At 69.0% G+C, this 13024-nt stretch carries 12 protein-coding genes; 5 read left to right on the top strand and 7 right to left on the bottom strand.

From position 1 onward, the window contains the following. Positions 1-219 precede the first annotated feature (219 nt). Positions 220-609, bottom strand: coding sequence for a hypothetical protein (locus tag ABIB29_RS15145; RefSeq protein ID WP_354173628.1), 390 nt, complete (start codon positions 607-609; stop codon positions 220-222). A 216-nt stretch (positions 610-825) separates the two neighbouring features. Between ABIB29_RS15145 and ABIB29_RS15140 the strand changes: the two genes are divergently transcribed. Beyond that, complete coding sequence (locus ABIB29_RS15140) at positions 826-1491, top strand: SAM-dependent methyltransferase (protein WP_354173627.1); 666 nt, start codon at positions 826-828, stop codon at positions 1489-1491. 117 nt (positions 1492-1608) lie between these two features. Here ABIB29_RS15140 and ABIB29_RS15135 read toward each other — a convergent pair whose 3' ends face one another. Further along, the gene (locus ABIB29_RS15135; protein ID WP_502915628.1) at positions 1609-3018 is read right to left on the bottom strand and encodes an MFS transporter; all 1410 of its coding nucleotides are present in this window, start codon (positions 3016-3018) and stop codon (positions 1609-1611) included. A gap of 239 nt (positions 3019-3257) precedes the next feature. Between ABIB29_RS15135 and ABIB29_RS15130 the strand changes: the two genes are divergently transcribed. Beyond that, positions 3258-4694: a hypothetical protein gene (locus tag ABIB29_RS15130; protein WP_354173626.1), complete on the top strand. Its 1437-nt coding sequence runs from the start codon at positions 3258-3260 to the stop codon at positions 4692-4694. Between the two features lie 31 nt (positions 4695-4725). Here the strand turns inward: ABIB29_RS15130 and ABIB29_RS15125 are convergent, their stop codons facing one another. Next, positions 4726-6018 carry an MFS transporter gene (locus tag ABIB29_RS15125; RefSeq protein WP_502915627.1) on the bottom strand — a complete coding sequence of 431 codons (1293 nt, stop codon included), beginning with the start codon at positions 6016-6018 and terminating at the stop codon, positions 4726-4728. Between the two features lie 173 nt (positions 6019-6191). Here ABIB29_RS15125 and trmB point away from each other — a divergent pair, with 173 nt between their 5' ends. Then, entirely contained in the window at positions 6192-7115 is a 924-nt protein-coding gene (gene trmB, locus ABIB29_RS15120; RefSeq protein ID WP_354173625.1) for a tRNA (guanosine(46)-N7)-methyltransferase TrmB, read from the top strand. A gap of 92 nt (positions 7116-7207) precedes the next feature. Then, entirely contained in the window at positions 7208-8083 is an 876-nt protein-coding gene (locus tag ABIB29_RS15115) for a DUF1206 domain-containing protein (protein ID WP_354173624.1), read from the top strand. An 84-nt stretch (positions 8084-8167) separates the two neighbouring features. Here ABIB29_RS15115 and ABIB29_RS15110 read toward each other — a convergent pair whose 3' ends face one another. The 3 genes from ABIB29_RS15110 to ABIB29_RS15100 form a co-directional block, all read right to left on the bottom strand. Next, positions 8168-9940, bottom strand: a complete 1773-nt coding sequence (locus ABIB29_RS15110) for a hypothetical protein (RefSeq protein WP_354173623.1) — start codon at positions 9938-9940, stop codon at positions 8168-8170. 121 nt (positions 9941-10061) lie between these two features. Beyond that, positions 10062-10763, bottom strand: a complete 702-nt coding sequence (locus tag ABIB29_RS15105) for an anti-sigma factor family protein (protein WP_354173622.1) — start codon at positions 10761-10763, stop codon at positions 10062-10064. Next, the gene (locus ABIB29_RS15100; RefSeq protein ID WP_354173621.1) at positions 10760-11260 is read right to left on the bottom strand and encodes a sigma-70 family RNA polymerase sigma factor; all 501 of its coding nucleotides are present in this window, start codon (positions 11258-11260) and stop codon (positions 10760-10762) included. Before ABIB29_RS15100 ends, ABIB29_RS15105 begins: the two co-directional genes overlap by 4 nt. Positions 11261-11449: 189 nt before the next feature. Here ABIB29_RS15100 and ABIB29_RS15095 point away from each other — a divergent pair, with 189 nt between their 5' ends. Then, the gene (locus ABIB29_RS15095; protein WP_354173620.1) at positions 11450-11989 is read left to right on the top strand and encodes a COG4315 family predicted lipoprotein; all 540 of its coding nucleotides are present in this window, start codon (positions 11450-11452) and stop codon (positions 11987-11989) included. A gap of 41 nt (positions 11990-12030) precedes the next feature. Here the strand turns inward: ABIB29_RS15095 and ABIB29_RS15090 are convergent, their stop codons facing one another. Continuing rightward, positions 12031-12903 (bottom strand): DMP19 family protein, encoded by an 873-nt coding sequence (locus ABIB29_RS15090; RefSeq protein ID WP_354173619.1) that lies wholly within the window; start codon positions 12901-12903, stop codon positions 12031-12033. Between the last annotated feature and the right edge of the window lie 121 nt (positions 12904-13024).

Below are 13024 nucleotides of genomic sequence, written 5' to 3'. Positions count from 1 at the left end.
CTGCTAGTTAGGGCGGCAACCGGGACCAAATAGAACGCGTTCATCGACGCAGGATGTGCCTCTCACATGAAAAAGTCCCACTCCCTGAGGGAATCCGAAAGGAATCCGCAGGGGAACCGGTTGATGAACCGGACCGATCATTCAAGACCAAAGTGGGCATCACTGCACATCAAGTTCCCTCAGTCTATCATCCGGCGGGCCCAGGGCCGCTTTCCGGACTCAGGGCACCAGGCGGGGGTCCTGGAACAGCGGAACGTGCGACGCCGGGCTGGCGGACGCCGGAGCCGCGGAACCGTGCGGAGCCGCCGGACCGTGCGGGAACGCCGGACCTCGCGTCGCCTGGGAGCGGTCCGGCACCGCGGAACCGCAGGTCGCTGCCGGGCCCTGCCTGGTTGCCGGGACCGCGACCCGCCGGATGACCAATACCTCGGCGTCGATCAGCCTCCGCATGCCGGTCCGCTCGTCCAGGATCCAAAAAAGGTCGGTGGCCGCCACAGTCCGGATTACCTCGCCCCGGTGGAAGAGTTTGCCGTTATGCCACGCTTCAATCTTGTCCCCCACCGACAACTCCTCACACGATAGAACCTGCTCCGCTACCTCAACAGTCATGGCCTGCTCCTTCCCCGGATCCGGATCCACCCCAGCGTCATTCCGTTCTCCGGCTCCAGCCTCCACCACCGAGGTTTCGGGGGCGTTTCCGGACGGTGATCTTCGTGTGTCAATTTTCGGGTGCCACCGTTTTGCCGGTGTCGCCCGGAGCCTTCCCCTGCCATGATGTGGGAAACGGCCCCACAACCCGACACCCCCGGACCGGCGAGGACAACGATGACCGATCACCAGCACCCCGAGCACGACAGCACTGCCAGTGCGGCCCAAGTGTGGGACGAGAAGTACCGCAGCCGGGCCAAAATTTGGAGCGGCGAACCGAATCCGCAGCTGATCGCCGAGGCTGCGCCCCTTCCCCCCGCGACGGCCCTTGACCTGGGCTGCGGCGAGGGCGCGGACGCCATCTGGCTCGCCAGCCGCGGCTGGAAAGTCACCGCCGTCGACGTCTCCGGCGTCGCCCTGGAGCGGGCCGAAGCGCATGCGCAGGAACGCGGCCAGGGTGGGAACATCACCTGGGTGCGGCAGGATCTCGCCACCTGGGTGCCCGGGGAGCTCTTCGACCTGGTCACCGCCCAGTTCCTGCACTCCACCGTGATGCCCTGGCAGCAGGCCCTGCAGCTGGCCGCCGCGGCCGTCCGCGCCGGAGGCACGCTGCTGATCGTGGGCCACCACCCCGACGGGCTGCCGCCGTGGGGGCAGCACCATGATCATGCGCAGGAGAGGTTCTATACCGCCGAGCAGCTCGCCCAGGAGCTGGGAATCGCGGAGCCCGAGTGGCGGATTGACGTTATGGACACCCGGCACCGCAGCGCCACCGGGCCCGACGGCGAGGCTGCCGCGCTGACGGACGCCGTGCTGCGCGCCACCCGCCTCGCCGCCCGTTGATGTCCTGCGCCGGCCCTGATGTCCTGCGCCGACCTCGCCGGAAACTCTCCAGTTCGCCGTAACGTTCCCGCGATCCCGCACGTTGTCGGCGATCTCGCGTAGCGGACCGGGCAGAACCTATCGGGGACCGGCAACCCGCGCGGCGACGAACACGCCGGCGACGCCGATCACCGCCGTCAGGGCGAAGACACCGCTGAAGGACGCAGCCGTCGTGGGGAACGCGGCAAAGATGATGCCCGTGGTGGCAAGGGACAGCGCCCCGCCGAGCGAGTCGGCAATGGACATTGCCGAACTGTTGAAGCCCTCGTTTTGCTTACTGGACAGGGCCAGGGTCATCACGCTGAGGCGCGCATACATCAGCCCCATACCGCCACCGGCGAACACCCATGCGGTGACCGCGACGGCGGCCGGCCAGTTGAGGGCCGTGGTCACCAGCACCAGGATGACGGCGCCGAGAACGAGTGCCGCGCCGATCCGGACCGCGCGGCGGTGATCCAGACGCGCCCCGAGCCGGCCCTGCACCGCCGAGCCTGCGGCCCAGGAGACGGCTCCGCCCGTGAGCGCCAGTCCCGCGAAGGTGGGCGAGAAGTCGTAGCGCTCCACCAGCAGGTACGGCAGGTACACCTCGGCGCCGAAGAACGCGGCAGCGGCCAGGCCGCGGGTGAGGATGACGCTGGGCAGCCCGCGGCGGGCCGTCAGTGTTCCCCGCGGCACCAGGGGACGGACGGCGAGGAGGGCCACGGCGACGGCCGCCACGGCAACGACCCCGCCCGCCACCGGAAGCCTGGCGGAGAGGTTCAGGCCGAGCACAGCGAGCGCCGCGAGCGCGGCCCAGGCCAGCCTGCCGGAGCCGGAGGACGTCCGCGGTGCAGGAGTGGACATGTCCTCCGGTACGGCGGGCTCCCGTGATCCGCCGTCGGGTGTGCCGTGCAGCCCGCGCAGGGCCGGCACCACCATCAGCAGGGCCGGTACCACGAGCCCCACCACGCCGAGGAACACCCAGTGCCAACTGACCAGCTGCGCCACCAGGCCGGCAGCGAAGGGACCCACCAGCGAAGGAATCACCCAGGCCGCGGAAAAAGCGGCGAAGATCTTCGGGTGCAGCACGGGCGGATAGACCCGGGCGATCACCACATACAGCGCCACCGTCATGGCGCCGCCGCCCAGGCCCTGGACCAGCCGGCCGGCCACCAGGGCAGGCATGGTCGCCGCCGTTCCGGCGATCAGCAGGCCAAGCACGAACAGGGCCACGGCTGCGTACAGCGGCCCCACCGGGCCGCGCCGGTCGGACCAGTTGCCGGTAGCCACCATACCGATGACGCCGGTGGCGAGCGGGCCGGCGAACGCCAGGGCGTAAAGGCCGGCCCCATCCAGCTCCCGGCTGACCAGCGGCATGATCGTGGTCACCGCCAGCGATTCGAACGCGACCAGGAACACGAGGGCACAGGCGCCCAGGGTCACCAGCAGATAGTCGCGGTGGAAGATGCCAGCGGAATCCAGACTCGGGGCGGGGGCGGAACGGGGCAAGGTCGTGGCCTGATCGATAGGTAGGGACGGAACCTCAACCTGGGTCGAGGTCAAGGCGGGCTGCCGCGCGGAGCTTCCTGGCGGAGCCGGGATGTTGGCTAAAGGGGAAGCATGCCACAGCTTGCGGGCGGGGCGCACCACCGCCCCGGCACTGGCACCTTCAATGTCAGGTCAAAGTGCCCTACTTGGGATTCCCACCTGAAACGTAGCGTGTGGCCTACCAGATAAAGGGGCCTGCGATGTCCGCTCGGTCAGTTAAGTCAGCTGGAATGTTCCGGGCGGCGCCGGGGTCGAGGGACAGGCGGCGGCTTGCCTTCGTCGTCATCGCCCTGCTGGCCCTGGGTGGATGTTCGTCCGATCCCCCGGCGGGCGGGCCGACGACGGCGGCTGGGTCGCCGTCGTCCGGCACCGCCCCACCGGCGGGTACTCCGGACAAGGTCTACACGGACCAGGAGCTCATGGCGATCATCAACGCCGTGGCCCAGAACCGACAGGTGCAGGGTGGGGCATTGGACTCCCAGCGCCTGCGCAGCGGGGTGGCCGCGGGCGCCGAACCCCTCCCGACAACAGAGACGACGCCCGGTGATTGCGTGGTCTTCGCGCCCCGGAGCCCGTTCGCCGTCTGGGCCGACAAGAGCGTGAACATGGCGGAGGGCGGGATCCCGATCGCGGCACAGTCGGGGCCGACGACGACCATCACCCTCACGATCCGGAGTGCTGAGAAGGACGCGATCTCCCAGGCCGACTTCAACTACACGGATGACCTGGCTGCCCGCTGCGGCCAGTTCGATCTCGCCTACACGGAGTCCGGCAGAACCTCGACGCACGCGGTCCAGCTCCTTGGCGCCCCGCCTGCCGGAGAGAGGAGGTTCGCCTGGATGCAGAACACCAAGCCCCGGCAGCCCGGGGACTTCGGCTCGGCCGGGCTCAGGGTGCTGGCAGGTACGTTGTCCGTCAGCCTGACTCTTTCCGTCGCCGAACTGAACTCCGAGGCCGACGCCCGGCCGGCCCTCGATTCCATGGCCGGACTGGCCCAGGAGATCATCGACCAGGCCGTGCAGCACCCTCCCTCCGTCGCTGCGGCTCCGCCGAACTCCCGCACCCCTGATGATCTCGTGGCTCTGCTCAAAGGCATCACAGGACCGAACGGGAACACGGTGGAAATGCCGAGCGCCACCGTCATTGGCTCGGAGCGGCCCGGCGTGGATCCCGGCTCTCCGTCGCAGGGACCCCAGGCCCCCTGCACCTACAGCGTCTTTCCCTCGTTCCTGCCAGGCTCGACAGTCGGCCAGGGACAGATCCAGGGCTCCAACAAAATGGACTCCATCACTCTCACGGTGGCGAGCATGCCGACGACGGCGACGCAGCCATACCCGTTCGACGCCGTTGCCGCTACTCTTCGGGACTGCGCGACGATCCAGGAGGGCACGGGCGGCAGCACGCGCCCGTGGTCGGACCTCAAGCGCCCGAGCGTGGACATCGCCGCGGACTCGAGTTACGCCGTCGTCTACCAGCTCTCCGATGGGAGCGGGGAGCGGCACGTCATGGTCGGAGCCCGGAAGGGAACACTGACCGTTGAGGCAAGCGTCATCAGGTTCACGGACGCCGAGGTGCAGTCCGGCGCCGACGGGCTCGCAGCCATGATCGGCCAGGTCTTCGCCAGGGCCGGCCTGTAGTGGCCGCTCCCGGGGCGCCCGGCGCAAGGCGTCAGTCACCGATGAAGCGGTTCCGCCCGGCACGGTAGCCGAACACCGCGGCCAGCGATCCGACCACCAGGAACAGGATCCCCGCCGCCGTGAAAGACCCCGTGGCCTGGTGCAGTTGGCCGACCATCAGGGTGCCGGTGGAGCCCACCCCGTAGCCGACGCCCTGCATCATCCCGGACAGGTGCGCGGCGGTGTGGCCGTCCCGGGTGCGGACCATGATCATGGTCAGCGCGACGGCGGTCAGGCTGCCTTGGCCCAGTCCCAGCAGCCCGGTCCACACCCAGATCAGCTCGAGCGGGCCGAAGATGCTCAGCGCGAAGCCGCCGCCGGTGATGAGCGCCACCACGGTGTTGATCGCGCGCTGGTCCCGGAACCTGGTGGCGAGCGCCGGGGCGAACAGGGATCCCAGCATCTGCAGCAGGATCGAGACGGAGACCATCACCCCGGCCGTGCCGCCGTCCACCCCGCGTTCGCGCAGGATCGGGGCCAGCCAGGCGAAAACGCTGAAGGACATCATCGCCTGCAGCACCATGAAGATGGTCACCTGCCAGGCAACCGCCGAGCGCCAGACGTTCACCCCGCCGTGCGCCACCTGGTGCCGGCCGTGGCGCTGCCGGCTGGCCAGCGGCAGGAAGAGCAGCAGCACGACGCCGGCGGGCAGCGCCCAGAACCGCAGCGCCGCGGTCCACTCCCCCGTCGCGCTGAAGACCGGGTAGGTGATGCCCGCGCCGAGGGCGGCGGAGGCGCAGATCGCGGTGGTATAGAGGCCGCCCATCAGGCCGAGCCGGTGCGGGAAGTCACGCTTCACCAGTCCGGGCAGCAGCACGTTGCAGAGCGAGATCGCGGCACCGCAGGCCGCCGTCCCGGCCAGCAAGGCAGGAAGGTGCCCGGCGTCCCCGGCATCGAGGGGCCGCAGCAGCAGTCCGGCCGTGAGCACCGCCATCGCGCCCAGCAGGACCCGCTCGGCACCGAACCGGCGGGCCAGGACGGGAGCGAGCGGGGCGAACACCCCGAGCAGGGTGACCGGGACCGTGGTGAGGACAACCACCGCCCAGCCCGGCAGCCCGGCGTCGGCCGTCACTTCGGGCAGAACCGCGGAGAAGCTGGAGAAGACGGTGCGGAGGTTCAGCCCGATCAGGACCAGGCACACGCCCAGGTAGGCCAGGGCGCGGCGGCTGCCGACCCGGGTGGGTTCCGCCGCGGGGACGTCGTCGATCTCGGCGTCCACCAGCAGGCCGGTGCGGTCCCCCGCCTCGATGCCGCTGACGGTGGAGTCCTGGGAGCTTTTCGGTATGGTCACGGACCCAATTCTGGCAGGGTCCGTGACGGCGGCGGTGCCAGCGTCGCCACTGTCGGCGGTCCTGTCAGCCCCGGCTCAGGATCAGGTAGCGTTCGTCGCTGATCTCCTTGCCCCGCAGTGCCCCGCCCCCGCCTGGCGGATGCCGGGACTCCTCTATTCTGGAAGGGATGAGTGAATCCCCAGAATCCCCCGAAACGCCGCAGCCTTCGCGCCCGGTGACCCCCGGCAGCCAGGCCTCCTTCGGCACTTATGGAGGCCGTCCGGTCAGCTTCGTGCGCCGCGGAACCCGCCTGCAGGGCCGCCGGCAGGTCGCCTGGGAGGAACATTCCGACCGGTGGGCCGTCGAGGTTCCCCGCCACATCGCCAACACCTCCGTGCACCCGGACTACGTCTTCGATGCCGAATCCGAATTCGGCCGCACCGCCCCGCTGATCGTGGAGATCGGTTCCGGGCTTGGCGACGCCGTGTGCCACGCCGCAGAGGAGAACCCGGACAAGGACTTCCTCGCCGTCGAGGTCTACACCCCGGGGCTGGCCAACACGCTGATCAAGATCAACAGCCGCGGCCTGAGCAACGTCCGCGTGGTGGAGGCGAACGCCCCCGAGGTGCTCGCCACCATGCTGCCGGCCGGTTCCGTGACGGAACTGTGGGTGTTCTTCCCGGACCCGTGGCACAAGTCCCGCCATCACAAGCGCCGCCTCATCCAGCCGGCCTTCGCCGAACTCGCCGCCCGGGCCCTCAAACCGGGCGGGCTCTGGCGCATCGCGACGGACTGGTCCAACTATGCCGTGCACGTGCGCGAGGTCCTGGCCGGCTCCGCCGACTTCGAGAACCTGCACGACGGCGAGCGCAGCGGCGCCGAGAGCCCCCTCACCCAGGTGTGGGAATCCGGCGTCGAGTCCCTTGTGGGCGGGGCCCCCGTCAAGGAGGGCCGCGCGCCCGTGAGCACCGAACACACGGGCCCCAACGAGGGCACCGACGAGACCGGCGGCTGGGCGCCGCGGTTCGACGGCCGGATCCTGACGAGTTTCGAGAACAAGGCGCACGACGCCGGCCGGCTCATCTTCGACCTCAGCTACCGGCGCCGCTAGGCCAACCGCTCATGCGAACCGCCGTCGCGCGAAGCTGACCGCAGGCAGTGCTGTTCCCGGCGGGCTCGACGTGGCACGATTACGTCAGAGGCATGATCCGGGCGGAACAGCGGTCCGGCGGAAGCACCGAGGCAGTTGAAGGATCCATCATCAAAAGAGAACTGAAGGACGTCGCTGACGCGGCCGAGGACATCACCAACTCACGGACGCTGGAGCTTGTGGCGCGGGCCGGATTCGCCGTCAGCGGCATCCTGCATCTGCTGATCGGGCTGGTCGCTATCCGGCTTTCCATGGGCGGCGAGGGCGATGCAGACGTCAGTGGCGCCGTCGAGCAGCTCGCTCAACAACCGGCCGGGCCGGTGCTGCTCTGGAGTTCGTTTGCGGCATGTGTGGCCCTAGCCCTGTGGCAGACCAGCGATGCCATCTTCGACTTTGAGCACCTTCCGACGAAGAAAAAGGCCGCGAAGAAGGCCAAGGCCGCTCTCCAGGCCGTGGTCTACGCCGGGCTCGCCGTGACCCTGGCATCCTTCGCAACCGGCGCAGGCAAAGACCACAGCAGCTCAACGAGCGACCTCAGTATCGCGGTGATGAAGGCCCCCGGCGGCTACCTGCTCCTGCTCGCCGTCGGCGCGGGGATCGCCATCGCCGGAGTTGTCTATGCCATCCGGGGCTTCCGGCAGTCCTTCGTCAAGCACCTCCGGCTCCCCGCGTCGGCGAAGGCCCGGACGGCGGTAACCGTCCTCGGCGTCGTCGGCTACGCCGCCAAGGGCATCGCCCTGCTGCTGGCCGGCCTGCTGATCATCATTGCCACCATCAAAGTGCACCCCGAGGAGTCAACCGGGCTCGACGGCGGCCTGAAGGGCCTGCGCGACCAGCCCTTCGGCATGTACATGCTGGCCGCCGTGGGCATTGGCCTGATCTGTTACGGCATCTTCATGATGGTCCGGGCAAAACTCGCCAAGATGTAGCTGCCCGAGCTTCCCATCCCCGGCACTCCCGGCAGCCACCCCGGGGTACCGGGCCGCGGCCAGCCCTTGCCGCACCCGCCGCGGTCAGGGCTTGAAGTCGTCGTGGACCACAACGCGCGAGAGCTCAATCGATCCGTCCGGCAGGCGCCAGTAGTGCAGCCGCCGGGCCGAGGCCACCTTCTGCTCGATCGCCGCGCGGTAGCTCTTTGCCCCGTCCTCACGGACCAGCTGGGCTGTGTCTGCGCCCAGGCTGGCCCGCAGCGCGTGGACTTCGCGCGCAGCATTCCGCTCCGCCGTCCCGGTCAGAACCTCCACCGTTGCCTTCAGCGCCTTGGCCACGACGCCGGGCTCGGTGAACCCGTAGAGGGAGGCCGCAAACTCCGGACCGGCCTTCCAATCCGGGGGCAGCGGCTGCCGGGCCTTGTCGGACGCCGGAACGTTCTTGGCCCAGGCGAGGTACACATCGTGCCGCAGGCGTTCTCCTGCCGTCTCGAACAGCGCGTCCGAACCGGCAGCCAGCGCGCGCTTGAGCGCGGTCTGCGTCCGGCGCTTGTGGGCCTTCAGGTCCAGAAGTTCCTCGTTCCGCCGGGCGAGCCGGACTTCCGCGTCCTCCAGCGCCGCCCGGGCATCCTCCGCGATCTGTTGCTCCGCCCCAAGTTCCCGCCGGAGGGCGTCCTGCTCCTGCTGGAGGCTGACGAGTCCGGCCCCGGCCTGGCCGGCGGCGGCGACCAGTTCCTGCAGGACAGCCACTTTCCTCCGCTCGGCTTCGAGCTGGAGCTGGACGGTCATCAGCGCAGCCGACGGCTTCGGAGCGGGCCCCGCCGCGGCCGCGGAACCGCTGCCCTGCGACGCTGCCCCACCCCCGCCGGGGCCACCGGGCGCCTTGGCCGGGAAGGTCCGGCCCGCGGTGGGCTGCTCGGTGAGGTGCCGTCCGGGCCGCAACCAGGGGGTACCGCCAGCCAGCAGCGCGGGCGCGTCCACGACGTCGGCGTCATCGTCGACGTCGAGCAGGGACAACACCACCGCCCCGTTTTCCCGGAGGAACCGCGCCACCACCACCTCGCCCTCCGTGACCAGGCTGTCCGCGGTGTCGAGGGGGTTGGAGGAGATCCGGGCCTGGTCAACGCTCCAGCTGGATCCCGGGTAGAGGGTGAGCTTCGCGTTCTTGGCGGTGACCTGTTCGGCCAGGGCGAGGACCAGGTCGCCGGGGCGGTACAGCTCGGCGAGCCGGGGTGCGGTCTTCAGCGCGTTGATGTCGAGCGTCCTGTCCTCATCGTTGAGATCGCCTTCGACAGACTGGCCAATTTCCAGCATCCAGTCGAGACGGACCGGCGGGACCACGTGCTCTCGCTGGATGGTGCAGCAGCTTCCGTCGCCCAGTCCGACGATGGCGCGGGAACCCGCACTGGCGAAGGCCCTGACGGTGCCCCGCACGCGCCGCGGCAGGGCGCGGACCGGCGCAGTTTTTGGCGGAACCACGGTGATCAGGCTCAGCACATCCTCGATGAGTGCCTCGGCCGCGCGGACGGCCGTCTGGCGGTCCCGCGCCATCCGCAGCGGGCTGCGGTGCACGTCCGTCATCCAGCGAAGATCCTCCGAGTAGACCCGTGCCGCGTTGCCGAACACGTGGGCCCCCGCCGGCAGGCAGTCGCCAAAGGCATAACTCTCCGGACCGTTTTCAAGCCAATAGACCTCGGCCAGATCTCCAACCTCGCGGGCGATGTGGTCCACGTCGAGAAGGTTCTCCCGCTGCTCCGGATGCCAGGAGATCACCGCAGCCGGTTTGGTCCGCCCGGACGCCATCAGGCGCAGCGCCAGGTCTTTCCCCGAGGTGACAACCACATATGCCTGTTCCATAACGAATCCCCAATCGCCGGTGCGGACGTGCGTTCCGCAGGTGGTGGGGAAGCCGTCAGCTCCCCCACCATGAGTAGAGCAGCGGGGTCCGACAAAAACCCGCGGCTGTGCCGCGGCTCCGCTATCCGCGCGGCACGGCGATGACGGCCATGGTCTGTTGCTGCCCGTTCCGCATCTCGACGCTGGCGATGTTCGTGAGCTGCAGGGGTGTGGCGCCCGTGATCCTGACCCTGCCGCTGGGTGTTGCCGTCCACGCGCAGGCGCGGTCTTCGCCGCCGTCGCCGTCTTTCACCCAAAGCGAGAAGGTGCCGTCCACCGGCAGGCTCCGGCCATCGACCGACAGCTCGGTGCCCCAGGTTTTCTTCACCATGCCCACCGTGATCTGCAGTCCATCACTGGCCTGCACGGAGTAGCTGGCGTCCGGTTTGGGCGGCTGGTTGAACAGCGGCGCAGCCAGGATCCCGAGGGCGAGGCACGCCGCGGCCGCTACAGCGAGCGCCGCGGCCCAGCGTCGTCGTCCTTTCCGACGGCGGGTGGACAGTTCGTCTAGCATCCGCCGCGGCACGGCGGCCGGCGCGGGATCCGACGTCGACGGCTCCCGCCCGGCATCGGCGGGAGCAGCGGCAGGAGCAGCGGCGGAGAGGGCGACGGCGTCAGGGACCGGGAGAGCGTCCAGCAGCGCGGGGAGGCTGGCCAGTTCGTCGAGCTCCTGCCGGCAGTCCGCACAGCCGCCCAGATGTTGCTCAAAGGCAGCGGCCTCCTCAGGCTCCAGACCGCCCAACAGGTACGCGCCGAGCAACTGGTGCAGCTCCGTCCCGCTCATCGTTCCACCCCCATCTCATCGAGGATCGCGCGGAGGGCCCGCACGGCGTAAAACGCCCGGGACTTCACTGTTCCGCTCGGGATCTTCAAGCTGACCGATGCCTCCTGGACGGTGTAGCGGCGGTAATGCAGGGCCACGAGGACATCCCGGTGCTCGGCGCTGAGCCGCAGCAGCGCCTCTTCCATCAGCACCCGGTTGAGGAGTTCGTTGATGCGTTCCGCGCCGTCGGCCGGGTCTGCCAGCTCCCGGTCCGACGTCTCGCGAGGCCGGCGCTGGGCCTTGCGGTAGTTATCGATCATGATGTTGCGGGCCGTCCTGAACAGGTAGCTGCGCAGGCTTCCGGTGATATGGGGAGCCTGCTGCCAGACCCGCAGTATGGTCTCCTGCACCACGTCATCAGCCAGTTGCGGATCCCGGGAAGCGCTGAGGACAAAACGCCGGAGCGCCGGCCCGTGGTCGCGGTAGATCGCCGCCACGACGTCTTCGTCCAGCGACATAACGGCCCCTCCCTGGCTCCTGGGTTTCTGCGCTGCTGACCCTAATGACGTGCGGATCGCCGGAAAAGTTCACGCCCGCGGATTCCTGGGCGCAGTCCAAGGCCTGCTGTGAACCATTCTTCCCCCGGAGGCGTCGTAACGGTTAGCGCCGGCCTGCCCAGTTGGCCGGTTCGAGTCAAGGAGCAGCAGATGAAAAAGCACCTCAGCATCGGCCTGTCCGCCTTCGCCCTCGCCGCATTGCTCTCCGGCTGTGCCGGCACCAGCGGGACTGGCACGTCGCCGACGTCGGCGGCCGCCACGGTGCCGCCCGGCAGCGCCACGGCGAGTTCGGCTCCGGCGTCGACCACCCCACCGGCCTCAGCCACCCCGGACCTCAAGGTCGCGGATTCCAGCGCCGGACGGATTGTGGTCGACGGCAAGGGCATGAGCGTCTACTACTACACGAAGGACGTCAAGGACTCCGGGACGAGCACCTGCACCGCCGGATGCCTCGAAGCGTGGCCTCCGGTGCTCGCCACCGCAGACATGCCAGCGGTCGACGGCGTCACTGGCACCGTGGGCACGATTGCCACCCCGGACGGGAAGAAGCAACTGACCATCAACGGGATGCCCGTGTACTACTACGCCAAGGACCTGGCGGCCGGGGACATTCTGGGCCAGGGCGTCGGCAGCGTCTGGTACCTCGTGGCCCCGTCAGGAGAAATGATCACCGCTGCCGCCGGCTACTAGCGGCCCAGTCGTCCACGGCGGCCGACGGCGGAATGTCCTGCTCAGTCGTCCTCGACCTCGAACTCGACGGCGGCCAGGATCTCCTGGGTGTCCGGGTGGATCATGACCGCTTCGTGTTCATCGTCCAGCATCAGGAACTCGCCCTGGTCCGTGGTGAAATGCCACGCGAGGGTGGTCTGGCCGTCGTGGTCGTAGTTGGGGTCGCCCATGGTGATTTTCAGGAGCGTGTGGCCCGCCACGTCGCAGAGCTCGCGGATGATCACCTCGAATTCCGGCGTGTCCAGCAGGTCATCCTCGGCGGCCTCGGCCTGGCGCTCCGCCAAGTTCGGGATCCGGGACACACGCTCGGCAATGTGGCGGTCCAGTTCCTCGTCGTTTAGGACGAGGAGGTCTGGCAGGCTCCGCAGCCAGGCAGCGTTGAGCGCGATGATGTCTTCGGTCTCCAGCAGCGTTTCGAACTCGCCGTCGAGCTTTTCCAGAAGCCGGACCGCGTCCGTGATGCCGTCCGCGCCGTCGTCCAGATCCGCGTCCCGGTCAAGATAGGCGTCAGCTTCGTCCTCGGAGAGGGCATCGAAGGCGGCCACGGTGCGGTTGAACAGGTCCAGGTGCGCGCTGGCTCCCATCTGTTCCAGCCCCGCCCGGACGTAGACGTCGATGTCCTCGCGGTCGGGCACGGTAAAGACGTACTGGGCGAACCCGCCGCCCAGCGACTGCGTCAGGTAGAAGTCAACGTAGTAGCTGCGCAGCGCGTCCGGAGCGATTTCCTCGATGTCGAGCAGCTCCGCGTACATCACATTGACCACGTCAACGTTCGCGTCGACCACCTCCGCGTCGCTGCCGTTGATGAGCTCCCGCGGCAGGACCGTGGCGTAACCGGTGGCGGGAAGGGCGGTGGTGGAAAGGCCGTTGCTCATGGAAAGTCCTCACTGCTGCAGGCGGGTGGCGCTCCGACCCCTTCACGGTACGTGGCACCGCCTGCACGGGGGTTGAGCGGCGCTGAACGTCCGGCGAAGTTTGGGTGTATCGGGCGGGGCG

Origin of the sequence: Arthrobacter sp. UYEF36 (genome assembly GCF_040547025.1) — a bacterium.
Taxonomy (GTDB): Bacteria; Actinomycetota; Actinomycetes; order Actinomycetales; family Micrococcaceae; genus Arthrobacter.
This window is presented reverse-complemented; position numbering and strand designations above follow the sequence as displayed.